This window comes from Kocuria sp., from assembly GCF_030530945.1.
In the GTDB taxonomy this organism is placed as follows: domain Bacteria; phylum Actinomycetota; class Actinomycetes; order Actinomycetales; family Micrococcaceae; genus Kocuria.
Window position 1 is genome coordinate 26,165 of the sequence record NZ_JAUMTZ010000010.1, and the last position, 22,449, is coordinate 48,613.

Below are 22,449 nucleotides of genomic sequence, written 5' to 3' on the forward strand. Positions count from 1 at the left end.
CCGGGGGCCCTATGCTTCCCCCATGAGCTTCAACGACAACTCACAGCTGGACGCCGGACGGGTGGGCTCCGGGGGCGGCGGACGCGGCATCGCCGTGGGCGGTGGGCTGGGCGGCGTGGTCCTGCTGCTGCTCGCCGGCCTGTTCTTCGGCCAGGACGGGATCGACGCCCTGACCGGCGGAGCCCAGGAGCAGGGCACCGGGACCCAGCAGGTGGACACCGGGCTGGAAGACCGCTGCCGCACGGGCGCGGACGCGAACTCGGACCCCCAGTGCCGCATGGTGGCCACGGTGCAGTCCCTGGACCAGTTCTGGGGCGAGTACCTGCCGGAGGCCACCGGCACGCGGTACACGCAGCCGCGAGTGGTGCTCTTCACGGGCACCGACAGCACCTCGTGCGGGCAGGCGTCCTCCGCAACCGGGCCGTTCTACTGCCCGCCGGACGGCACCGTCTACCTGGACACGGGGTTCTTCGACCAGATGCGTTCGCAGTTCGGCGCGGACGCGGACGCGCTGGCCCAGGAGTACGTGATGGCGCACGAGGTGGGCCACCACATCCAGGACCTGCAGGGCACCCTGGGCCGCGCCCAGCAGGACCCGCACGGCGCCAGCTCCGGGGCCGTGCGCACCGAGCTGCAGGCCGACTGCTACGCCGGGATGTGGGCGCACCACGCCACCGAGTCCGGCGGCGCCGTGCAGCTGCAGCCCATCACCCGCGCGCAGCTCTCGGACGCCATCCAGGCGGCCGGCGCCATCGGCGACGACCGGATCCAGGAGACCACCAGCGGCCGCGCGAACCCCGAGTCCTTCACCCACGGGACCTCCGCGCAGCGCCAGGCGTGGTTCCTCACCGGGTACCAGACCGGTGAGCTGAAGGCCTGCAACACGTTCAGCGCCTCCAACCTGGACCACCCCGACGCACTGAGCTGATCCACTGACCGGTCCGCCCCTGACGGCGGCAGCTCGTCCGGCGGCACCTCTCTCGACATCGCAGAACGGCACGGCGCACGACCACTGTGGTCGTGCGCCGTGCCGTTGCCGTGGGGCGGGGACGAACGCCTCAGATGTTGAAGCCCAGGGCCCGCATCTGGTCGCGGCCGTCCTCCGTGATCCGCTCCGGGCCCCACGGGGGCATCCAGATCCAGTTCACGTGCCACTCGTCCACGGCCGGGGCCAGGTTCTGGGCCACCTGCTCCTCGATGACGTCCTGCAGCGGGCAGGCCGCCGTGGTGAGCGTCATGTCCAGGCGCAGGGAGGCGTCGTCCTGGTACTCCAGGCCGTAGAGCAGGCCCAGGTCCACGATGTTCACGCCCAGCTCGGGGTCGATCACGTTCTTCAGCAGGTCCGTGATCTCCTCCAGCGACGCCTGGCCCTGGGGCCCGGCGGGGGCGGCGGTCTCGGTGGAATCGCTCATGGCGACCTCCTCGGGGTGTGGTGTGGGGTGGACGACTACTTGGCGGTGGCCTGCACGTAGCGGTCGTAGCCCTCGTTCTCCAGGCGCTCGGCCAGCTCGGGCCCGCCCTGGTCCACCACGCGCCCGGCCGAGAACACGTGCACGAACTGCGGCTTGATGTAGCGCAGGATCCGCGTGTAGTGGGTGATGAGCATGATGCCCGTGTTGTCGGTCTCCAGGGCGCGGTTGACACCCTCGGACACGATCTTCAGGGCGTCCACGTCCAGACCGGAGTCGGTCTCGTCCAGCAGGGCGATCTTCGGCTTGAGGATCTCGAGCTGCAGGATCTCGTGACGCTTCTTCTCACCACCGGAGAAGCCCTCGTTCACGTTGCGCTGCAGCATGTCGGTGTCGATCTTCAGCTTCTCCATGGCCGCGCGCAGGTCCTTGGTCCACGTGCGCAGCGAGGGGGCCTCGCCGTCCACCGCGGTCTTCGCGGAGCGCAGGAAGTTGGAGGTGGTCACGCCGGGGATCTCCACGGGGTACTGCATGGCCAGGAACAGCCCGGCACGGGCCCGCTCGTCCACGGACATGGAGAGCACGTCCTGCCCGTCCAGGGTCACCGACCCGGAGTCCACCTGGTACTTGGGGTGGCCCGCGATCGTGGAGGCCAGCGTGGACTTGCCGGAGCCGTTGGGGCCCATGATGGCGTGGACCTCGCCGGAGTTGATGGTCAGGTTCACGCCCTTGAGGATGGGCTTGGTGGACTCGTCGTCCAGGATGACGGACGCGTGGAGGTCCTTGATCTCCAGAGTTGACATGGGGTGATTCTCCTTGTGGTCATGGGCACGGGACCCTTCTCGGGTCCCCGTGCGAGGTGCGTGGGATCGGGCGACGGCGCCGGGCCGGGTGCTCAGTTCTCGGTGCGGGCGAGCTCGTCCTCCAGGGCGGCGCGCAGCTGCTCCTCGAGGGACTCCACACCCACCTGCTGGATGATCTCGAACAGGAAGCCGCGGACCACCAGGCGCCGGGCCTGGTCCTCCGGGATCCCGCGGGACATCAGGTAGTACAGGTGCTCGTCGTCCAGCTGGCCCGTGGTGGAGGCGTGGCCGGCACCGGCGATCAGCCCGGTCTCGATCTCCAGGTTCGGCACGGAGTCCATGCGCGGACCGTCGTTGAGGATGAGGTTCCGGTTGAGCTCGTACGTGTCCGTGCCCTCGGCCTCGGCGCGGATGAGCACGTCCCCGACCCACACGCCGTGCGCGTTCTCGCCCTGCAGCGCGGACTTGTAGGTCACCCGCGAGCGGCAGCGGGGCACGGAGTGGTCCACGAACAGGCGGGACTCCAGGTGCTGGCCGTCGTCCACGAACGTGAGGCCGTACATCTCCACGTCACCACCGGGGGCGGTGAAGCGGGTGGACGGGGTGACCCGCACGAGGTCCCCGCCCAGGGTCACGAGCACGTGCTTGAACGTGGCGTCGCGGCCCAGCTTCGCCTGCTGGGAGGAGGCGTGCACGGAGTCGTCGGTCCACTCCTGCAGGGACACCACCGTGAGGTTGGCACCGTCCGCCACGGCGAACTCCACGTTCTGGGACAGCACAGCCGTGCCCTGGTGGCGAAGCACCACGAGCGCGCGGGAGTTCGTCCCTGCGTCCACCACCACGTGCTGGGCGGCGGGCTCCTCGGACTCCCCCGTGAACGTGACGATCACGGGCTCGGAGACCTGGGCGTCCCGGGGGATGCTGATCACGGTGGCCTCGGAGAACGAGGACCACGCGTTCGCGGCCACCCGGTCCTCCGGGATGCCCGCGGACCCCACGCGGGAGTCGTCACGCGGGACCGAGGTGATCTCCACGGCGTCGTCCCCGGAGACGGTGACGGCGGGCGCGGGACCCTGCAGGGCGGCGTCGTCCAGACCCCGCAGGCGCTTGATGGGCGTGAAGCGCCAGTCCTCCAGCTTGCTGCTCAGCGGCGGGAAGTCCGCCACGTCGTAGGAGGTGGTGCGGCCCGCGCGGGAGGAGTCCGGGACCACGGGGGCGTCCCCGTTCACGGTGCCCTTGAACTCGGGCTCACCGGCCTGGTTGCGGCCCTCCTGCAGGGTCTCGCCCTCCTGGCTCATGCCCGGGATGGCCACGCGGTCCTCACCCGTGGGAACCCCGTTCACCTGCTCGTCGGCGGCCTGTGCGTCAGGGGCGGTCTGATCGGTGGTGGACATATCAGCCAACGGATCCTTCCATTTGCAGTTCGATGAGACGGTTGAGCTCGAGCGCGTACTCCATGGGCAGCTCACGGGCGATCGGCTCCACGAAGCCGCGCACGATCATGGCCATGGCCTCGTCCTCGGGCATGCCGCGCTGCATGAGGTAGAACAGCTGCTCCTCGGACACGCGCGAGACCGTGGCCTCGTGGCCCATGGTGACGTCGTCCTCGCGGATGTCCACGTAGGGGTAGGTGTCCGAGCGGGAGATCGTGTCCACCAGCAGGGCGTCGCACACCACGTTGGACTTGGAGTGCGTGGCGCCCTCGCGCACCTGCACCAGCCCGCGGTACGCGGAGCGGCCGCCGTTGCGGGCCACCGACTTGGAGACGATGGAGGAGGACGTGTTCGGGGCGATGTGCACCATCTTGGACCCGGTGTCCTGGTGCTGCCCCTCGCCGGCGAACGCGATGGAGAGGGTCTCACCACGGGCGTGCTCACCCGTCATGTAGACCGCGGGGTACTTCTGGGTGACCTTGGAGCCGATGTTGCCGTCCACCCACTCCATGGTGGCGCCCTCGTGGGCGATGGCCCGCTTGGTCACCAGGTTGTACACGTTGTTGGACCAGTTCTGGATGGTCGTGTACCGCACCCGGGCGTTCTTCTTGCAGATGATCTCCACCACGGCGGAGTGCAGCGAGTCGGTCTTGTAGATCGGCGCGGTGCAGCCCTCGATGTAGTGGACGTAGGAGTCCTCGTCCGCGATGATCAGCGTGCGCTCGAACTGGCCCATGTTCTCCGTGTTGATGCGGAAGTAGGCCTGCAGCGGGATGTCCACGTGCACGCCCTTGGGGACGTACACGAACGAGCCGCCGGACCACACGGCCGTGTTCAGCGCGGCGAACTTGTTGTCGCCCACGGGGATCACGGTGCCGAAGTACTCCTCGAAGAACTCGGGGTGCTCCTTCAGGGCGGTGTCCGTGTCCATGAAGATCACGCCCTGCTTCTCCAGGTCCTCGCGGATCTGGTGGTACACGACCTCGGACTCGTACTGCGCGGCCACGCCGGCCACCAGACGGCTGCGCTCGGCCTCCGGGATGCCCAGCTTCTCGTAGGTGTTGCGGATGTCCTCCGGCAGCTCCTCCCAGGAGCCCGCCTGCTGCTCGGTGGAGCGCACGAAGTACTTGATGTTGTCGAAGTCGATCCCGGAGAGGTCCGCGCCCCAGGTGGGCATGGGCTTGCGGTCGAAGAACTTCAGGCCCTTCAGACGCAGCTGCGTCATCCAGTCCGGCTCGCTCTTCTTGGCCGAGATGTCCCGGACCACTTCCTCGTTCACGCCACGGCGCGCGGACGCGCCGGCGTCGTTCTTGTCGGACCAGCCGTACTGGTACTGCCCGATTCCCTCGAGCTCCGGGTTCATCTCCAGGATCTCGGAAATCGTGGTGTCGCCTGCCATGCTGCCCGCGGTCTCCGCGGGCACGATGCGCTCGGTCATGACAACCCTCCCTGTCGTGCGGTTGTGTGGTTGGTGGAGTTCGTGTGGCCCGCCGCACGCAGCTGCAGCGGGACGTGTGTGGTGCAGACGTGGGCGCCGGCGGCCATGGTGGACAGCCGGCGGACGTCCACGTCCAGCAGTTCCGAGATCAGCTCGGTCTCCTGCTCGCAGAACTGGGGGTACTCGCTCGCGATGTCCTGGATGGGGCAGTGGCCCTGGCACAGCTGCGCCGAGCGCAGCGCGACTCCCCTGGGTCCACGGGGTGTGACCGTGGTGTGGGAGGCCACGAAGCCGTCCCGGCTCATGGCCGCGGTGAGGGCATCCAGCCTGTCCTCCACGTCCGCGCCGGCCGCCTCCACCTGGGGGCGGTAGCGCTCGCGCATGCGGCCGATCTCCTCCCCCACGAAGGTGTGGACGAGGTCTTCCCCGCCCACCCGCTGCATGGTGGCGATGGCGCGCTGGGCGAGCCCGCTGTAGTCGTGGCCGAGCTGCTCGTGGCCCCCTGGCGCCACCACGTACCGCCGGGCCGGGCGACCGGCCCCAGACGGGGCGTTGCGCACCAGGGAGACCTCCACGAACTGGTCGGACTCCAGGGCGTCCAGGTGACGGCGCACCGCAGCCGGCGTGAGCCCGAGGTCCTTCGCGACCTGCGCCGCGGAGATGGGACCGTGGGCGAGCACCATCGAGAGCACCCGGGAGCGGGTGGTGTCATCCTGGTCCGTGCGGGCCGCGCTCGGGCGGCCCTCGGCAGGTGAACTCATGCTCAGTGCTACATCCTTCGCAGAGAGAGTGTGGGTGCGGGCCGTGGATCTGCCGCCCGCTGCCCCCCACCCGGAACGTGACCGGTTCGGGGGCACGCAATACACAACGAGGGTATGGGGTAATCCATTCCCGGCAAAAACACCGCGGGCTGCACCCCCGGAACCTCCCCCGCGGGTTTCCCCGCGGGCCACCGGGGTGCCACTGCCGCGACCACGGGTCCCGCTCGCCGGGAAACCCCTGGGAGGCCGCACCCACCTCCACCGGACCGGGGCGGGGGGCGTTCTAGACTGTCCGGGTGCAGAACCAGCCCGAACCCACCGCGTCCCACGCCGTTCACGCCGAACCGAGCACGGCGGCGCTGCACATCAGCGACCTCGTGAAGACCTTCGAGGGACGCGGCGAGCCCGTCCACGCCGTCCGCGGGCTGAGCATGGCCGCCCACGCCGGGCGGATCACGGCCCTGCTGGGCGCCAACGGCGCGGGCAAGACCACCACCCTGCAGTGCGCCCAGGGGCTGCAGCGGCCCACGTCGGGCGCCGTGCGGCTGCTGGGCGAGGACCCCTGGACGGCCAGTCCCGACCTGCGCGCCCGGGTGGGGGTGATGCTCCAGGACGGCGGACTTCCCCAGTCGGTGCGTCCCGGTGAGCTGCTGCGCCACGTGAGCCGTCTCTACGCGGACCCCGTGCCCGTGGCCGAGCTGGTGGACGCCCTGGGCATCGGCTCCTTCCTCCGCACCCCCATCCGCAGGCTGTCCGGCGGGCAGCGCCAGCGCGTGGCCCTCGCCGCCGCCCTCGTGGGACGCCCGGACGTCCTCTTCCTGGACGAGCCCTCCGCGGGTCTGGACCCGCGCTCGCGCCAGATCGTCTTCGACCTGGTGCAGCGGCTGCGCGAGCGCGGCACCTGCATCATCCTCACCACACACCTCATGGACGACGCCGCCCGGTTGGCCGACTACGTCTACATCGTGGACAACGGTGCCGTGGCCGCGCAGGGCACCGTGAGCGAGCTCGTCAGCGCCGAGCGGGACGCGCCCCTGGTCATGAGCGTCACGCTGGCGCCGCAGAACACGGCCGCGTTCCGGGACGACCCGCCGTGGCGAGGTCCCCGGTTCGCGGACGTCGAGTGGACCGTCAAGGACCGCACCGTGACCCTCACCGGCCCCCTCGACGCCGCACGCGTGCGCGAGATGACACAGTGGGCCACCCGCAACGACACCCTTCCGGAGGCGATGAGCGTGCAACCCCGATCGTTGGAGGACGTCTTCCTGGAGGTCGCAGGCGGTGGGAACCGGTGAGCGCCCCCGTGCAGACCGCGAGCCGCGGCTCCGAGCCGGCCGAGCGGCGTCGTGCGGCGTCCCTGCCCCGGCGCGTGCTGGCCCAGGCAGGGTTCGAGACCATGACCATGGTCCGCAACGGCGAGCAGCTGCTGCTGCTGGTGATCCTCCCTGTCCTGGCCCTGGTGGCGCTGGCCATGACGGACCTGCTGGACCCCTACCGTGTGGGCGGGGCCTCGCGCGTGGACGTGGCGGTTCCCGGGATCCTGGTGCTCTGCGTGCTGTCCAACGCGTTCTCGGGCCAGGGGATCCAGACCGGCTTCGACCGGCGCTACGGGGTGCTGCGCTACCTCTCCACCACTCCCCTGGGCCGGACCGGCCTGATTGCGGGCAAGCTGCTGGCCATCCTGGCGGTGCTCGCCGTGCAGTACGTGATCGTGGCGGCCGTGGGACTCTGGCTGGGCTGGCGCCCCCCGCTGCACGCCGTGGTGGAGTCCGTGCCGCTGCTGGTGCTCGTGGCCCTGACCTTCACCGGGCTCGGGATGCTCATCGCCGGCACGCTGCGCGCCGAGGCCACGCTGGCCGTGCTCAACGTGGTGTGGGTGGCGCTGGCCGCGGGCGGCGGTGTGGTGTTCCCTGCCGCGTCCCTGCCCGGGTGGCTCTCCGCGCTCGTGTCGTGGCTGCCCTCTGCGGCCGCCGGCGAGGTGCTGCGGGGCTGCTTCCTGCAGGGCTCCGTGCGCATGCTCCCCCTCGTGGTGCTGGCGGTGTGGGCCCTGGTGAGCTGGGCCGCCACCGTCAAGTGGTTCAAGTGGGTGTGAGCCACCTCGGCGAGGCTTCCCTCCCGGCGGGCTCCCACCCTGGTCTCGCTACACTGGAGGGGTCCCGTACCGACTGCCCCTGGATGCTCCGACATGTCTGACACCGCACCCCGTACCGCCGCCGACTCCTTCTGGTGGCCCCGCACCGTCACCCCGTGGGTGCGCGGGCTCGCGATCGCGTCCCTGCTGGCCAACACGCTGCTGGTCTTCACGGGCGGTCTGGTGCGGCTCACGGGCTCGGGGCTGGGGTGCCCCACGTGGCCCCGGTGCACCGCGGACTCCTGGACCAACACGGACGAGATGGGTGTGCACGGGATCATCGAGTTCGGCAACCGGCTGCTGACCTTCGTGCTCGCGGTGGTCGCGGTGCTCACGTTCCTCTCCGTGCTGCGGCTGCGGCGGAACCACCCCAAGCTCTTCTGGACCGCCCTGCTCCTGCTGCTGGGCATCCCGGTGCAGGCCGTGGTGGGTGGCATCCTGGTGCACCTGGACCTGCACCCGTTGCTCGTGGGCATGCACTACTACCTCTCGGCCGTCATGATCGCCCTGTCCACCCTGCTGGTGCTGAACTCGCGCCGGGAGGGCCTCTCCGCGGTGGCCCACGACCAGCGCCCCGGGCAGCTGCACGGCCACGAGAAGCTCGTGCGCACGCTCGGGGTGCTCACTGGCGTCCTCTCGGCCGTGATCCTCTACCTGGGGACCCTGGTCACCGGAACGGGCCCCCACGCGGGGGACCAGGACAGTGCCCGCCTGGCCCTCGGGTCGGTGGAGATCGCCCGGGCGCACGCGGTGCCGGTGTACCTGCTGACGTTCACGGTGCTCGCGGGCATCCTGGTGTGCACGCGGCTGTCGCTGCCCCGCGTGCTGCGCAACGCGTACGCCCTCATGCTCGTTGTCATCGTGGCCCAGGGCGCGGTGGGCTACTACCAGTACTTCCACCAGGTGCCCGTGCCGGCCGTGTCCCTGCACATGGTGCTCTCGGCCGTGCTCATCTGGGCCGCCACCCGCGTGGTGTCCTTCAGCTTCCACCTCGCGAACGACTCCCGCGAGCACGCCGCCCCCGTGGACCTGGGCGCCACCACGCCGCACGCGGACGTCCGGCCCGTGCGCTGAGGCTCCACCGTCTCTGCTCTGCGCGGTGGGCTCAGTTCCCCCCGGGGCTGCCCGGCACCGTGTTCCGCAGCCGCTCCACCGCCTCCGCGAGTGCCCGCCTGCCCCGGGAGGAGATGGGCAGCAGAGGCCGGCGCGGAGCGCTGGTGCGCACGCCGCAGACCTCCGCCAGCGCGTACAGAACGGACAGGGGCCGTTCGTGGCCCATGAGCTGCACCAGGGGGTCCAGGGCCGCGCTCCAGGCGGCCACCTCCTCCGCCCGGTCGTGGAGAACGGCGTCGTGGAAGGCCACGAACTCCGGGGCGAGCAGGGCCGCCATGCCGCTGTGCCACGCGGCCGCCGGGTGCTCGCCCACGATGAGCTGGTCACGGCTCACCCCGTGGGCGGTCCCGGGCTCGGCCTGCTGCGCGAACAGCAGCTGGCGGGAGTGGAAGAGCCGCCCGGAGGACGCGGTGTCCTTGAACGCCACCACGTTGTCCAGCCAGGACAGCTCGGCGGCCAGCTCCACGGGGTAGGTGAAACCCGTGGTGGACGGATTGTTGTAGAGGCACAGCGGCAGGGACACCGCGGAGGCGACCGTCTCCACCTGGTCCGCGATCTCCTGCGAGACCAGCGGGATGTAGCTCACCGGGCTCAGGACCAGACCGTCCGCGCCGTTGTTCTCGGCGGAGTACGCCAGCTGCAGGACCTCACGCGTGGTCACGGCGGAGATCCCCGCGCCCACGGGTGTCCCCGAGCCCGACGCCGCCCGCACGGCCGTGCGCACCACCTCCGCCCGCTCGTTCGCGTCCAGGTAGGCGAACAGCCCGGAGGTCCCGAGCACCACGATTCCCGCCACCCCGCTACGGGCCAGCGTGGCCACAGTGCGCTCCAGGGAGTCGAGGTCCAGGCCGCCACCGGGGCGCAGGGGCGTCACTGGATAGGCGATCACGCCGGAGAAGGTCATGGAAAGCATTCCACCAGTTTAGGTGACCCTCACCCGCGGACCGGCAGGGCGGCGTCGCCCGGGGACACACCTGGTGCCGCGGGCGAGCCGCAGGGAGACCGCACGCCAGGGGCGGCGCCGGCGGGACGGGTCAGAAGACGGGACCACCCAGGAACGGGTCCAGTGCCACGCCCACGAACACGAACGTGATGTAGGCGATCGAGCCGTGGAACACGTACATGGCCTGCTTCAGCGTGGGCCTGCCCGCGCGTGCCAGACCGTAGAGCTTGTGGCAGTGGTAGGTGAACCAGGCGCCGGAGGCCAGCGCGATGAGGGCGTAGACCCAGCCGGCACCGCCCACGGGGACCAGCAGGAGCGAGCAGATGACGGTGGCCCAGGCGTAGAGGACCACCTGGGCGCCCACGGTGCGGGCGGAGTCGGTGGCGCCGAGCATGGGGACTCCGGCGCGGGAGTAGTCCTCGGCGTACTTCATGGACAAAGGCCAGTAGTGCGGCGGGGTCCACAGGAAGATGAACGCGAACAGCACCAGTGCGGGCCACTCCAGCGTGCCGCGCACGGCCGCCCACCCGATGAGCACGGGCATGCACCCGGCGATCCCGCCCCACACGATGTTCTGGGCGGTGCGGCGCTTGAGGATGATGGAGTAGAAGACGGCGTAGAGCGCGATGGCCAGAACACCCAGGACCCCGCACAGCACGCTGATGCCCAGGGTCAGCCAGGCCACCGCCACGGCGGAGAGGACCCATGCGAACACCAGGGCCTCGCGGTCGCTGACCTCTCCCGTGACCAGCGGGCGCTTGGCCGTGCGCCGCATGAGACGGTCCTCGTTGCGGTCGATGTAGCAGTTGAAAGCCCCGGCGGCACCGGCCGCGAGGGTTCCGCCCACCAGCGTGTTGAGCACGAGCAACAGGTTCGGCACGCCCTGCTGGGCGAAGAACATGGTGGGAATGGTGGCCACCAGCAGCAGCTCGATGATCCGGGGCTTCGTCAGCGCCACGTAGGCCCGGATCTTGCGACCGGGGGTCATGGGGCCCTCGTACCCGACCGGTGCGACCTCCGCGATCCGCGTCCCGGTCACCCCGTGTCCGTGCGACGCGGGAGACCCGGAGGGATCCGGGTGCGTGGCGGTGTCGAGGGGGTTCACGGAATCGGTGCTCCAAACGAGGTGGGTGGCCCGCCGCTGCGGCGGGAGTGTCCGGGTGGGGCGGGTCCTGCCCGCACCCGGTCACCAGTATAGCCGCCGGGTGCCTGCCCCGCCGTGGTGAGCGCGCCCACGACGCACGGCGGCGCTGTTCGCCCTCGGCACCGCTGACGGGTGAGGTGAGGGCGGACTAAGGTGGGTCGAGGAACCGCGCCCCGCGCCGCTCGCCCGCTCCCCCGGGAGCCCGCGGCCGGGAACCGACGGAAACGCCGACAACCTCCCACGAAAGGGGCTCGCCACCGTGCCGAACCTTGACCAACCGCTGAACTGGACCGAGAAGGACGCCCGGGCCGTGGACACCGCCCGTGTCCTGGCCGCGGACGCCGTGCAGAAGGTGGGCAACGGCCACCCCGGCACCGCCATGTCCCTGGCGCCCGTGGCGTACCTGCTGTTCCAGAAGATCATGCGCCACGACCCCTCGGACGACCGCTGGACGGGCCGCGACCGCTTCATCCTCTCCCCCGGCCACACCTCCCTGACGCTGTACATGCAGCTCTTCTACGCGGGCTACGGCCTGGAGATGGCGGACCTCGAGTCCCTGCGCACCTGGGGCTCCAAGGTCCCGGGCCACCCCGAGTACCGCCACACCACGGGCGTGGAGATCACCACCGGCCCCCTGGGCCAGGGCCTCGCGTCCTCGGTGGGCTTCGCGTACGCCCAGCGCTACACGCGCGGGATGTTCGACGCCGACGCCCCCCGGGGCGAGTCCCCGTTCGACCACAACGTCTTCGTGATCGCCTCCGACGGGGACCTCCAGGAGGGCATCACCTCCGAGGCGTCCTCGCTCGCGGGCACCCAGGAGCTCGGCAACCTGGTGGTCATCTACGACGACAACAAGATCTCCATCGAGGACGACACCAACGTGGCGTTCAACGAGGACGTCCTGGAGCGCTACCGCGCCTACGGGTGGGACACCGCCCGTGTGGACTGGCGCAACGGCGGGGAGTACAAGGAGGACGTCCAGGCCCTGTACGACGCGATCGTGGCGGCCACCAAGGTCACGGACAAGCCCTCGATCATCGCGCTGAGCACCATCATCGGCTGGCCCGCCCCCACCAAGCAGAACACGGGCGCCGCCCACGGCTCCGCCCTGGGTGCCGAGGAGATCGCCGAGACCAAGAAGGTCCTGGGCTTCGACCCGGAGAAGTCGTTCCAGATCGAGCCCGAGATCATGGCGCACGTGCGCGAGGTGGCCGAGCGCGGCAAGCAGGAGCGAGCCGAGTGGGAGAAGACCTTCCAGGCGTGGCGCGAGGCCAACCCGCAGAAGGCGGAGCTCTACGACCGCATCAAGAACCAGGAGCTGCCCGAGAACTACGCCGAGGCGTTCCCCACGTTCCCCGCGGGCAAGGCCGTGGCCACCCGCAAGGCCTCCGGCCAGGTCATCAACGCGATCGCGGACACCTTCCCCGAGCTGTGGGGCGGTTCGTGCGACCTCGCCGGCTCCAACAACACCACGATCGACTCCGCGGACTCGTTCATCCCCGCCAGCCGCTCCACCAGCAAGTGGAACGGCTCGCCGTACGGCCGTGTGCTGCACTTCGGGATCCGCGAGCACGCCGCGGCGTCGATCGTCAACGGCATCGTGATGAGCAGCCAGACGCGCGCCTTCTCCGGCACGTTCCTGATCTTCTCGGACTACCAGCGCCCCGCCGTGCGCCTCGGTGCGCTCATGAAGGTGCCCTCCATCTACATCTGGACCCACGACTCCATCGGTCTGGGCGAGGACGGCCCCACCCACCAGCCCGTGGAGCAGCTGTCCTCGCTGCGCGCGCTGCCGGGTCTCGACGTCGTGCGCCCGGCGGACGCCAACGAGACGTCCGTGGCGTGGCGGACCATCATGGAGAACCACGAGCACCCGGCGGGTCTCGCGCTCACGCGCCAGGACCTGCCCACGATCGCCCGTGAGGACCTGCACCCGGACGCCGAGGGCGAGAAGTTCGCCTCGGCCGAGGGCGTGGCACGCGGCGGCTACGTGCTGGCCGACACCGAGGGCACCCCGGACGTGATCCTGATCGGCACCGGCTCCGAGGTCCAGCTGGCGCTGACCGCCCGCGAGCAGCTCGCGTCCCAGGGGGTGGCCGCCCGCGTGGTGTCCATGCCGTGCCGCGAGTGGTTCGACGCCCAGGACCGCGACTACCGAGAGTCCGTGCTCCCCTCCGCCGTGAAGGCGCGCGTGAGCGTGGAGGCCGGTGTGCGGATGTCCTGGAACGACCTGCTCGGGGACGCCGGCCGCGCCGTCTCCCTCGAGCACTTCGGCGAGTCCGCGGACTACCAGACCCTCTACCGCGAGTTCGGCATCACGGCGGAGGCCGTGACCGAGGCCGCCCAGGAGTCCATCGCCGCCGCGCGCTGACCCCTCGCACCACACCACGCCCGTCGGGCGGGACGCCGACCGCCTCTCCGCCCGACGGGCCCGCAGACCTCACAAGACCACGGAGGACACACATGACCACCCCCACGCAGAAGCTCTCCGACGCCGGCGTCTCCATCTGGCTGGACGACCTCTCCCGCCAGCGACTGACCAGCGGCAACCTGCAGGAACTGATCGACACCAAGAACGTGGTGGGCGTGACCACCAACCCCACGATCTTCGCGGCGGCGCTGGCCGACGGCGAGTCCTACCGCGAGCAGGTGGCCGAGCTCGCCGCGGCAGGGAGCTCGGTGGACGACGCCGTGTTCCAGATCACCACCGACGACGTCCGTGACGCCTGCGACCTGTTCGCCCCGATCGCGGAGGCCACCCAGGGCGTGGACGGACGGGTGTCCATCGAGGTGGACCCGCGGCTCGCGCAGGACGCGGACGCCACCTCGTCGATGGCCCAGAAGCTGTCCCAGACCATCAACCGGCCCAACGCCCTGATCAAGATCCCCGCCACGGAGAAGGGCCTGCCCTCCATCGCGGCCACGATCGCGGAGGGCATCTCGGTCAACGTGACCCTGATCTTCTCCCTGGAGCGCTACCGCGGCGTGATCAACGCCTACATGGAGGGCCTGGAGCAGGCGCTGGAGAACGGCAAGGACCTCTCCACCATCCACTCCGTGGCCTCCTTCTTCGTGTCCCGCGTGGACTCCGAGGTGGACAAGCGCCTCGACGCCGTGGGAACGGACGAGGCCGCGGCCCTCAAGGGCAAGGCGGGGCTTGCCAACGCCCGGCTCGCGTACCAGGTCTACGAGCAGCAGCTGGACACCGAGCGCTGGAAGCGGCTCGCCGCCGCCGGCGCCAACCCGCAGCGCCCCCTGTGGGCCTCCACCGGCGTGAAGGACCCGAACCTGCCGGACACCCTCTACGTGACCGGGCTGGTGGCGCCCAACACCGTCAACACCATGCCGGAGAAGACCCTCGACGCCACCTTCGACCACGGCGAGGTCACCGGGGACACCATCACGGGCACCTACGAGGACTCCGAGAAGGTCCTCGACGCGGTCGCCGAGCAGGGCGTGTCCTACCAGGAGGTCGTGGCGCAGCTCGAGACCGAGGGTCTGGACAAGTTCGAGGCGTCCTGGGACGAGCTGCTCAGCACCGTGCGCACCGCGCTCCACCAGGCCCGCTGAGACCACCCCGCACCGCACCACCGCGCCGGGACCCGTCCGCCCTCCCGCAGCCGGGTCCCGGCGCCGCCCATCTCGCACCACCGTCCACACCGTCAGTTCGAGGAGGCTCCCCGTGAGCTCACTGTCATTGCAGGCATCCGGTTCCGCCCGAGAGGCGATCGACACGCACGTGCCGCACCTGGTCGCCGAGAGGTTCGCGTCCAGGCTGTTCCAGCAGGACCCCTCCCTGTGGGGCCCCGCCGCGGAGGAGGAGGCCGCCGTTCGTCTCGGGTGGACAGCGGCCGCGGAGATCTCCCGCCCGCTGGTTCCCGAGATCATGGAGCTGCGCGACGACTTCGCCCGTGAGGGGGTCACGCGCTTCGTGCTGGCCGGCATGGGCGGGTCCTCCCTGGCCCCCGAGGTCATCACCCGCAGCGCCGGGGTGGAGCTGTTCGTGCTGGACTCCACGGACCCCGAGATGGTCTCCCAGGCCCTGACGGACCTCGAGCACACTGCACTGGTCGTCTCGTCCAAATCCGGCTCCACCGTGGAGACCGACTCGGCGCGGCGTGTGTTCCTGGACGCCTTCGAGCGCGCGGGGATCGACGCGCCGTCGCGCATCGTGGTGGTCACCGATCCCGGGTCCCCCATGGACAGCGCCTCGCGCGAGGCCGGCTACCGCAAGACCTTCAACGCGGACCCGAACGTGGGCGGACGGTTCTCCGCCCTCACCGCGTTCGGCCTGGTCCCCTCCGGTCTGGCGGGGGTGGACATCGCGGCGCTGCTCGACGACGCCGAGGAGGCCGCCGAGATGCTGCGCGAGGACGACGAGGACAACATGGGCCTGCAGCTCGGGGCGGTGCTGGGTGGCACCTCTCCCCTGCGGGACAAGATCGTGCTCGTGGACCGGGGCGCGCCCTTCGCGGGGTTCCCCGACTGGGCCGAGCAGCTGATCGCCGAGTCCACCGGCAAGTCCGGCACGGGCGTGCTGCCCGTGGTGGTGGACGACGCCGCCCCGGAGCTCAGCTCTGACGCCCCGGACGTGCTGGTGGTCTCCCTCGTGGCCGAGGACGACACGGACGTCGTCTCCGGCGACGGCGTGCGCGTGGCGGGCTCGCTGAGCGGTCTGATGCTCGCCTTCGAGGTGGCGATCGCGGTGGCCGGGAAGCTGCTGGGGATCGATCCGTACAACCAGCCGGACGTGGAGTCCGCGAAGGCCGCCACGCGCGAGCTGCTCGCCTCCAAGCCCGAGCCCTCCCCCGCCGCGGCCACGGACGGGGCCATCGAGATCCGCGGCAGCGAGTCGCTGCTCGGCGGGGCCACAACGGTGCGCGAGGCGCTCACGGCGCTGCTCTCCCAGCTCCCCGAGGACGGCTACGTGAGCGTCCAGGCGTACTTCGACCGCCTGGGGTGGACCGAGCTGGAGTCCGTGCGGGACACTCTCGCGCGGCGCACAGGCCGCCCCGTGACCTTCGGCTGGGGCCCGCGCTTCCTGCACTCCACCGGCCAGTACCACAAGGGCGGTCCCGCGCAGGGCGTGTACCTGCAGATCACCGCGGCCACCGACACCGACGTGGACATCCCCGGCATCCCCTTCACGTTCGGCGAGCTCATCGGGGCCCAGGCGGACGGCGACGCCGCGGTGCTGGGCGAGCACGACCGTCCCGTGCTGCGCCTGCGCCTCACGGACCGCGCGGCCGGGGTGGCCCAGCTGCTCGAGGTCGCGGACGCGCTGTGAGCACCCATCATCGACCAGCAACCGGACAGGAACCCCGTGCCTGACACGACACCACAGAATCCCCTGCGGGACCCGCGTGACCGGCGGCTCACGCGCGTGGCCGCGCCGTCGGCCCTCGTGCTCTTCGGCGTGACCGGCGACCTCGCCAAGAAGAAGCTGCTGCCGGCCATGTACGACCTCGCGAACCGCAGCCTGCTGCCCCCCGCGTTCTCTCTGGTGGGCTTCGGGCGCCGGGACTGGGACGACGCCCAGTTCGCGGAGTACGTCAAGGAGAACGTCACCCAGCACGCCCGCACGCCCTACAACGAGGACCTGTGGAACCAGTTCGCCTCGGGGCTGCGGTTCGTGCGCGGCGAGTTCGACGACGACGACGCCTACGACCGGCTCGCGCAGACCCTCGAGGAGCTGGACCGGGACCGGGGCACGCGGGGCAACCACGCCTTCTACCTCTCGATCCCGCCCAAGGCGTTCGAGGTGGTGTGCCAGCGGCTGGCCGACCACGACCTGGCGGACAGCGAGAACTGCACCGGGTGGCGTCGCGTGGTCATCGAGAAGCCCTTCGGCCACGACCTGGAGTCCGCACGGGAGCTCAACTCGATCGTGGAGCGCGTGTTCCGCCCGGACAGCGTGTTCCGCATCGACCACTACCTGGGCAAGGAGACGGTGCAGAACATCCTGGCGCTGCGCTTCGCGAACCAGATGTTCGAGCCGCTGTGGGACACCCGCTACGTGGACCACGTGCAGATCACCATGGCCGAGGAGATCGGCATCGGCTCCCGCGCCGGGTACTACGACGGCGTGGGCGCGGCTCGGGACGTGATCCAGAACCATCTGCTGCAGCTGCTGGCACTGACCGCCATGGAGGAGCCGGCCTCCTTCTCCGCGCACCACCTGCGGCGCGAGAAGGCGAAGGTGCTGGAGTCCGTGGTGCTGCCGGAGAACCTCGGGGAGCACTCCGCCCTGGGCCAGTACACCTCCGGGCTGCAGGGCGGGGAGTTCGTGAAGGGTTTCCACGAGGAGAGCGACATCCCCGCGGACTCCCGAACCGAGACGTTCGCCGCGCTGCGGGTGAACATCAACAACCGCCGCTGGGCCGGGGTGCCGTTCTACCTGCGCGCGGGCAAGCGGCTGGGGCGGCGGGTCACGGAGATCGCCGTGGCGTTCAAGAAGTCGCCGAACCTGCTCTTCCGCGACACCGACAACGACGAGTTCGGCCAGAACGCGATCGTGATCCGCATCCAGCCGGACGAGGGCGTGACCATCCGCTTCGGGTCCAAGGTCCCGGGCACGCAGTCCGAGATCCGTGACGTCACCATGGACTTCGGCTACGGCCACGCGTTCACGGAGAGCAGCCCGGAGGCGTACGAGCGGCTGATCTTCGACGTCCTGCTGGGTGAGCCGCCGCTGTTCCCGGACCACTCCGAGGTGGAGCTGTCCTGGAAGATCCTGGACCCCTTCGAGAACTACTGGGCTGAGCACCGGGTGATGCCCGAACCCTACGAGCCCGGGTCCTGGGGACCCGCGGCGGCGCACGAGCTGATGGCTCGTGACGGACGTGTCTGGAGGCGACCGTGATAGTCGACATGGAGAACACCACCGCGGCGAAGATCGAGAAGAAGCTCAACCAGCTGCGGGACGAGAACGGCGTGGTGACACTGGGCCGTGTGCTGACCCTGGTGATCCTCGCCCAGGCCGGGCACTCGGAGATGGCCGTGGAGGCCGCGAACTACGCGAGCCACGAGCACCCGTGCCGGATCATCGTGCACGTGGCGCACTCCCGCTCGGACGAGACCCGTCTGGACGCGCAGCTGCGCATGGGCGGGGACGCCGGCGCGTCCGAGGTCATCCTCATGCACGGCTACGGCGATCTCGCGGAGCCCACCGAGACCCTCGTCTCGGCGCTGCTGCTGCCGGACGCGCCCATCGTGGCGTGGTGGCCGCACGACTTCCCGGACAACCCCAGCCGCACGTCGATCGGCAGGATCGCCCACCGGCGCATCACGGACTCGTCCCGCGCGGACGACCCCTTCGCGGCCCTGGCCCAGCTGTCCCGGCAGTACACCCCCGGGGACACTGACCTCGCGTGGACGCGCATCACCAACTGGCGCATCCAGCTGGCCGCGGTGCTGGACCAGGTGGGTCCCGTGACGGTCAGCGAGATCGTCCTGGAGGGCTCCGGTCTGGCGCCGTCCATGGTTCTGCTCGGGGTGTGGCTGTCCAGCAAGCTCCACGCCCCCGCCACCATCGTGGCGGACTCCTCGCGCCGGGCGCTGGACCGGGTGGCGCTGCTCACGGACGACGGCGCGGTGGAGCTGGACCGGCCCGGGCGCAGCGTGGCGGTGCTCACCCAGCCCGGTCAGCCGGAGCAGCAGATCGCCATGCCGGTGCGCGACCTCAAGGCGTGCCTCGCGGAGGAGCTGCGCCGCCTGGACGCGGACGAGGTCTACGGGGAGGTCATCGGCACGGGTCTCGCGCAGGCGCAGATCACCACACGCACCGCGGACGACCCGGACTCGGAGACCCCCCTCCCCCGGTCGGTGGCCGCCGACGTCGCCGGTGAAGACTCTGCGCGGGAGGATGCGTGAGTGCGCGGCCCGAGCCCCGACTGGTGCCCCACGACGGCGCGGACCGGCTGGCCCGCGAGACCGCCCGCAGGGTCCTGGAGGTCCTGGAGGCCGCGCAGGACGAGCGCGGTGAGGCCACCATCCTGCTGACGGGAGGGAGCATGGGCACCCGCGTGATCCAGGAGCTCTCCCGGCAGGCGGATGCCCAGGCCGTGGACTGGTCCCGCGTGAACGTGTGGTGGTCCGACGAGCGCTACCTTCCCGGCGCGGACCCGGAGCGCAACGGCGTGCAGGCCGCGGACGCGTGGGACGCCTCCCTGGAGATGGACTGGGACCGAGTGCACCCGGTTGCCGGCTCCGACGAGATCCCCACCGCAGAGGAGGCCGCGGCGGACTACCGCCGGGAGCTGGCCACCGCGGCGGAGCTGGAGGGTTCTGACACCGGACTGCCGGTGTTCGACGTGGCGCTGCTGAGTCTGGGGCCGGACACGCACGTGGCCTCGCTGTTCCCCGGGCGGGAGGACGTGCTGCGCGCGGACGAGACGGTGTTCCACGTGACGGACTCGCCCAAGCCGCCCCCCACGCGGATCACCCTGTCACTCCCGGCGATCAACTCCGCGCAGCGCGTGTGGCTGCTGGTGTCCGGTGAGGGGAAGGCGGACGCCCTCGCGGCCATCCGCAGCCCCGATGTGGGGGCCGTCGACGCCCCCGGCAGCGCGGTGCGCGGCCTCCAGGAGACGCTGTGGCTCGTCACCGAGGACGCCCTGCCCGGCGTTCCGGAGGATCCCGAGGCCTCCTAGCCCACGCGCTTCCTGGCCCAGGCACGGCGCCCCGACGCACGAGAAAGGCCCGGACCTCACGGTCCGGGCCTTTCTCGTGCCTCACGTGGATGGATCAGGCCACCGCAGGGCTGAAGCGCATGAGCAGTCCGTAGCTGAGGATGGCCAGCGCCCACACGATCGCCAGCACGGTGGTGATGCGCACCACGTTCTTCTGCGCCGCCCCGGAGGTGTTCAGCGACTGGGTCATGCCCCCGCCGAACATGTCCGAGAGACCGCCGCCCTTGCCCTTGTTGAGCAGCACGAACATGACGCACAGGATGCTGGTGACCACGATGATCACCTGCAGGACGATCTGGAGGATCTCCACGAACTGCCTCGTTTCAGGGGTTCTCGTCAGGGGTGTGGGCGGGGTCGGTGGGGCCCGCCTCAGGACTCGCGGGCCAGTGTACCGCCGTGACCCGCGGGCACCCGAACCGGCTCACTGACCCGCTGGGCCAGAGATCCACGGGGTGCCCGCCTCACCGTGGTCGGTGCACGGTGGTCAGTCGGTGACCAGGTGCTGCTCGAAGCGGACGATCTTGGCGAACTCCTCCGCATCCAGGCTCGCACCGCCCACCAGGGCGCCGTCCACGTCCGCGCCACCGAGGATGGAGGCCACGTTGGAGGACTTCACGGAACCGCCGTACAGGATGCGGGTCCCCCGGGCGAAGTCGGCGCCGTAGAGGGACTCGAGCTCCTGGCGGATCGCGTGGGCCATCTCCTGCGCGTCCTCCGGGCCGGCCACCTCTCCGGTGCCGATGGCCCACACGGGCTCGTAGGCCACCACGAGGCCGTCCAGCTCACCAGCGGTCAGCTCCGCGAGGCTGCCGCGCAGCTGCTCGAGGGTGTAGTCCACGTGGTTGCCGGCCTGGCGCACCTCGAGACCCTCCCCCACGCACAGCATGGGGGTGAGGTCGTGGCGGATGGCCGCACGGACCTTGTCCCGGCAGATCTCGTCCGACTCGCCGTGGATGCTGCGGCGCTCCGAGTGCCCCACGAGGGCGTAGGTGCAGCCGAGTTTGGCGAGGAACTGGCCCGAGATGTCCCCGGTGTACGCGCCGGAGTCCTGGTCGGAGAGGTCCTGCGCCCCGTAGCGGACCTGCAGCCCGTCACCCTCCACGAGCGTCTGCACCGAGCGCAGGTCCGTGAACGGCGGGAACACGGCCACCTCCACGCGGGAGAAGTCGTGCTTGGTGTCCTTCAGCGTCCAGTCGAGCTTCTGGAGCAGGGCCAGACCCTGCGTGTGGTCCATGTTCATCTTCCAGTTGCCCGCGATCAGGGGCGTGCGGTCGAAAGCACCGTTGGTCTGCGTGGTCATGCTGGTTCTCCTTCGTGTCGGGCCATGGGACGGAACGGGGGCTCAGGCGCCCAGGGCCACCACGCCGGGCAGCTCCTTGCCCTCGATGAACTCGAGGGAGGCGCCGCCGCCGGTGGAGATGTGGCCGAACTGGTCGTCGCGGTACCCCAGGTTGCGCACCGCCGAGGCGGAGTCGCCGCCGCCGATCACGGACATGGCGTCCGAGTCCACGAGCGCCTGCGCCACGGCCTTGGTGCCGTTGGCGAAGGCAGCCATCTCGAACACGCCCACGGGGCCGTTCCAGAACACGGTCCGGGCGGAGGCGATCTTCTGCGCGAACAGCTCGGCGGACTCGGGCCCGATGTCCAGGCCCAGCCCGGATTCGCCGATCTTCCCGCCCTCGATGTCCGCCACGGGGCGCACCTCGTGCTCGGCGTCCTCGGCGAACCGGGCCGCGTAGACGACGTCCACCGGCAGCACGATCTCGGTGCCCGCGCTCTCGGCGCGGTCGAGGTAGCCCTTGACCGTCTCGATCTGGTCCTGCTCCAGCAGGGACGAGCCCACGGCGTGGCCCTGGACGGCGAGGAAGGTGAAGACCATGCCGCCGCCGATCAGCAGCGAGTCCGCCTTCCCGATCAGGTTCTCGATCACGGCGAGCTTGTCGGAGACCTTGGAACCGCCCATGACCACCACGAAGGGGCGCTCGGGGTCCGAGATCACCTTGGTGAGCACGTCCACCTCGGTCTTCACCAGGTCACCCAGGTAGCCGGGCAGCACGTGGGCGATGTCGTAGACGGAGGCGTGCTTGCGGTGCACCGCACCGAAGGCGTCGTCCACGTAGGCACCGTTCTCTCCGGTCAGCGCGGCGAGCTCCTCGGCGAACGCCATGCGCTCGGCGTCGTCCTTGGAGGTCTCACGCGGGTCGTAGCGCACGTTCTCCAGCACGAGGATCTGGCCGTCCTGCAGCGCCTCGGCCTTGGCCTTGGCGTCCTCGCCCACCACGTCGGTGGCGACGACGACCGGAGCCTTGGAGAGCTCGGCGAGCCGGTCCGCGGCGGGCTTGATGGAGTACTTGGGGTCCACCGTGCCCTTGGGGCGTCCGAGGTGGGCCATCACGATGACCCGCGCTCCGGCGTCGACGAGCTTCTCCAGGACCGGCAGGGACGCGCGCACGCGCCCGTCGTCGGTCACCGTGGAGCCGTCCAGCGGCACGTTGAGGTCCGAGCGCACGAGCACGCGGCGACCCGCGACCCCCTCGGCAATGAGATCGTCCAGCGACTTGGCCATTTCCGTCATCCCTTCCCA

20 protein-coding genes are annotated in these 22,449 nt (G+C 70.6%); 10 read left to right on the forward strand and 10 right to left on the reverse strand.

Annotated elements, in window-relative coordinates; translation table 11 throughout:
• The first annotated feature begins 22 nt into the window (after nt 1-22).
• Nucleotides 23-928, forward strand: a complete 906-nt coding sequence (locus Q4A22_RS09270; RefSeq protein ID WP_303178840.1) for a neutral zinc metallopeptidase — start codon at nt 23-25, stop codon at nt 926-928.
• Between the two features lie 130 nt (nt 929-1,058).
• On the opposite strand, the gene Q4A22_RS09275 is transcribed toward Q4A22_RS09270, so the two are convergent.
• From Q4A22_RS09275 to Q4A22_RS09295, 5 genes are all read right to left on the reverse strand, one after another.
• Nucleotides 1,059-1,412 carry a metal-sulfur cluster assembly factor gene (locus Q4A22_RS09275; protein ID WP_303178842.1) on the reverse strand — a complete coding sequence of 118 codons (354 nt, stop codon included), beginning with the start codon at nt 1,410-1,412 and terminating at the stop codon, nt 1,059-1,061.
• Between the two features lie 35 nt (nt 1,413-1,447).
• On the reverse strand, nt 1,448-2,212 hold the full coding sequence (gene sufC, locus Q4A22_RS09280; protein ID WP_303178843.1) for a Fe-S cluster assembly ATPase SufC: 765 nt from the start codon (nt 2,210-2,212) through the stop codon (nt 1,448-1,450).
• A gap of 92 nt (nt 2,213-2,304) precedes the next feature.
• Nucleotides 2,305-3,606 carry a Fe-S cluster assembly protein SufD gene (sufD, locus tag Q4A22_RS09285; protein WP_303178845.1) on the reverse strand — a complete coding sequence of 434 codons (1,302 nt, stop codon included), beginning with the start codon at nt 3,604-3,606 and terminating at the stop codon, nt 2,305-2,307.
• Nucleotide 3,607: 1 nt separating this feature from the next.
• Nucleotides 3,608-5,083, reverse strand: a complete 1,476-nt coding sequence (sufB, locus tag Q4A22_RS09290) for a Fe-S cluster assembly protein SufB (RefSeq protein WP_303178846.1) — start codon at nt 5,081-5,083, stop codon at nt 3,608-3,610.
• Nucleotides 5,080-5,844, reverse strand: coding sequence for a metalloregulator ArsR/SmtB family transcription factor (locus tag Q4A22_RS09295; RefSeq protein ID WP_303178848.1), 765 nt, complete (start codon nt 5,842-5,844; stop codon nt 5,080-5,082). Before Q4A22_RS09295 ends, sufB begins: the two co-directional genes overlap by 4 nt.
• Nucleotides 5,845-6,140: 296 nt before the next feature.
• Between Q4A22_RS09295 and Q4A22_RS09300 the strand changes: the two genes are divergently transcribed.
• The 3 genes from Q4A22_RS09300 (at nt 6,141) to Q4A22_RS09310 (ending at nt 9,049) form a co-directional block, all read left to right on the forward strand.
• On the forward strand, nt 6,141-7,139 hold the full coding sequence (locus tag Q4A22_RS09300) for an ABC transporter ATP-binding protein (protein ID WP_303178851.1): 999 nt from the start codon (nt 6,141-6,143) through the stop codon (nt 7,137-7,139).
• Nucleotides 7,136-7,936, forward strand: a complete 801-nt coding sequence (locus Q4A22_RS09305; protein WP_303178853.1) for an ABC transporter permease — start codon at nt 7,136-7,138, stop codon at nt 7,934-7,936. The genes Q4A22_RS09300 and Q4A22_RS09305 overlap by 4 nt, the downstream gene beginning before the upstream one ends.
• A gap of 93 nt (nt 7,937-8,029) precedes the next feature.
• Nucleotides 8,030-9,049 carry a heme A synthase gene (locus tag Q4A22_RS09310; protein WP_303178855.1) on the forward strand — a complete coding sequence of 340 codons (1,020 nt, stop codon included), beginning with the start codon at nt 8,030-8,032 and terminating at the stop codon, nt 9,047-9,049.
• 31 nt (nt 9,050-9,080) lie between these two features.
• On the opposite strand, the gene Q4A22_RS09315 is transcribed toward Q4A22_RS09310, so the two are convergent.
• On the reverse strand, nt 9,081-10,001 hold the full coding sequence (locus Q4A22_RS09315) for a dihydrodipicolinate synthase family protein (protein ID WP_303178857.1): 921 nt from the start codon (nt 9,999-10,001) through the stop codon (nt 9,081-9,083).
• Nucleotides 10,002-10,122: 121 nt separating this feature from the next.
• Entirely contained in the window at nt 10,123-11,019 is an 897-nt protein-coding gene (locus Q4A22_RS09320) for a heme o synthase (RefSeq protein WP_303178932.1), read from the reverse strand.
• A gap of 415 nt (nt 11,020-11,434) precedes the next feature.
• Here Q4A22_RS09320 and tkt point away from each other — a divergent pair, with 415 nt between their 5' ends.
• The 6 genes from tkt (at nt 11,435) to pgl (ending at nt 19,826) form a co-directional block, all read left to right on the forward strand.
• Nucleotides 11,435-13,546: a transketolase gene (gene tkt, locus Q4A22_RS09325; RefSeq protein ID WP_303178860.1), complete on the forward strand. Its 2,112-nt coding sequence runs from the start codon at nt 11,435-11,437 to the stop codon at nt 13,544-13,546.
• A 92-nt stretch (nt 13,547-13,638) separates the two neighbouring features.
• Nucleotides 13,639-14,745 carry a transaldolase gene (gene tal / locus Q4A22_RS09330; protein WP_303178862.1) on the forward strand — a complete coding sequence of 369 codons (1,107 nt, stop codon included), beginning with the start codon at nt 13,639-13,641 and terminating at the stop codon, nt 14,743-14,745.
• Nucleotides 14,746-14,857: 112 nt separating this feature from the next.
• Nucleotides 14,858-16,462, forward strand: a complete 1,605-nt coding sequence (locus tag Q4A22_RS09335) for a glucose-6-phosphate isomerase (protein ID WP_303178865.1) — start codon at nt 14,858-14,860, stop codon at nt 16,460-16,462.
• Between the two features lie 36 nt (nt 16,463-16,498).
• A complete protein-coding gene (zwf, locus tag Q4A22_RS09340; RefSeq protein WP_303178867.1) occupies nt 16,499-18,037 on the forward strand; it encodes a glucose-6-phosphate dehydrogenase in 1,539 nt (512 codons plus the stop codon).
• Nucleotides 18,034-19,047 (forward strand): glucose-6-phosphate dehydrogenase assembly protein OpcA, encoded by a 1,014-nt coding sequence (locus tag Q4A22_RS09345; protein ID WP_303178869.1) that lies wholly within the window; start codon nt 18,034-18,036, stop codon nt 19,045-19,047. The genes zwf and Q4A22_RS09345 overlap by 4 nt, the downstream gene beginning before the upstream one ends.
• The gene (gene pgl / locus Q4A22_RS09350) at nt 19,044-19,826 is read left to right on the forward strand and encodes a 6-phosphogluconolactonase (RefSeq protein WP_303178872.1); all 783 of its coding nucleotides are present in this window, start codon (nt 19,044-19,046) and stop codon (nt 19,824-19,826) included. The genes Q4A22_RS09345 and pgl overlap by 4 nt, the downstream gene beginning before the upstream one ends.
• Before the next feature lie 94 nt (nt 19,827-19,920).
• Here pgl and secG read toward each other — a convergent pair whose 3' ends face one another.
• The 3 genes from secG to pgk all read right to left on the reverse strand — a co-directional run bounded on the left by secG (nt 19,921) and on the right by pgk (nt 22,440).
• The gene (gene secG / locus Q4A22_RS09355; RefSeq protein ID WP_303178875.1) at nt 19,921-20,175 is read right to left on the reverse strand and encodes a preprotein translocase subunit SecG; all 255 of its coding nucleotides are present in this window, start codon (nt 20,173-20,175) and stop codon (nt 19,921-19,923) included.
• Between the two features lie 174 nt (nt 20,176-20,349).
• Complete coding sequence (tpiA, locus tag Q4A22_RS09360; protein ID WP_303178878.1) at nt 20,350-21,165, reverse strand: triose-phosphate isomerase; 816 nt, start codon at nt 21,163-21,165, stop codon at nt 20,350-20,352.
• A gap of 42 nt (nt 21,166-21,207) precedes the next feature.
• Complete coding sequence (pgk, locus tag Q4A22_RS09365; RefSeq protein WP_303178881.1) at nt 21,208-22,440, reverse strand: phosphoglycerate kinase; 1,233 nt, start codon at nt 22,438-22,440, stop codon at nt 21,208-21,210.
• Nucleotides 22,441-22,449 lie beyond the last annotated feature (9 nt).

Bases quoted from the DNA above. Each gene is read 5' to 3' on its own strand.
- Q4A22_RS09270 (WP_303178840.1), top strand. From the start codon at position 23: ATGAGCTTCAACGACAACTCACAGCTGGACGCCGGACGGGTGGGCTCC.
- Q4A22_RS09275 (WP_303178842.1), bottom strand. From the start codon at position 1,412: ATGAGCGATTCCACCGAGACCGCCGCCCCCGCCGGGCCCCAGGGCCAG.
- sufC (WP_303178843.1), bottom strand. From the start codon at position 2,212: ATGTCAACTCTGGAGATCAAGGACCTCCACGCGTCCGTCATCCTGGAC.
- sufD (WP_303178845.1), bottom strand. From the start codon at position 3,606: ATGTCCACCACCGATCAGACCGCCCCTGACGCACAGGCCGCCGACGAG.
- sufB (WP_303178846.1), bottom strand. From the start codon at position 5,083: ATGACCGAGCGCATCGTGCCCGCGGAGACCGCGGGCAGCATGGCAGGC.
- Q4A22_RS09295 (WP_303178848.1), bottom strand. From the start codon at position 5,844: ATGAGTTCACCTGCCGAGGGCCGCCCGAGCGCGGCCCGCACGGACCAG.
- Q4A22_RS09310 (WP_303178855.1), top strand. From the start codon at position 8,030: ATGTCTGACACCGCACCCCGTACCGCCGCCGACTCCTTCTGGTGGCCC.
- Q4A22_RS09315 (WP_303178857.1), bottom strand. From the start codon at position 10,001: ATGCTTTCCATGACCTTCTCCGGCGTGATCGCCTATCCAGTGACGCCC.
- Q4A22_RS09320 (WP_303178932.1), bottom strand. From the start codon at position 11,019: ATGACCCCCGGTCGCAAGATCCGGGCCTACGTGGCGCTGACGAAGCCC.
- tal (WP_303178862.1), top strand. From the start codon at position 13,639: ATGACCACCCCCACGCAGAAGCTCTCCGACGCCGGCGTCTCCATCTGG.
- tpiA (WP_303178878.1), bottom strand. From the start codon at position 21,165: ATGACCACGCAGACCAACGGTGCTTTCGACCGCACGCCCCTGATCGCG.
- pgk (WP_303178881.1), bottom strand. From the start codon at position 22,440: ATGACGGAAATGGCCAAGTCGCTGGACGATCTCATTGCCGAGGGGGTC.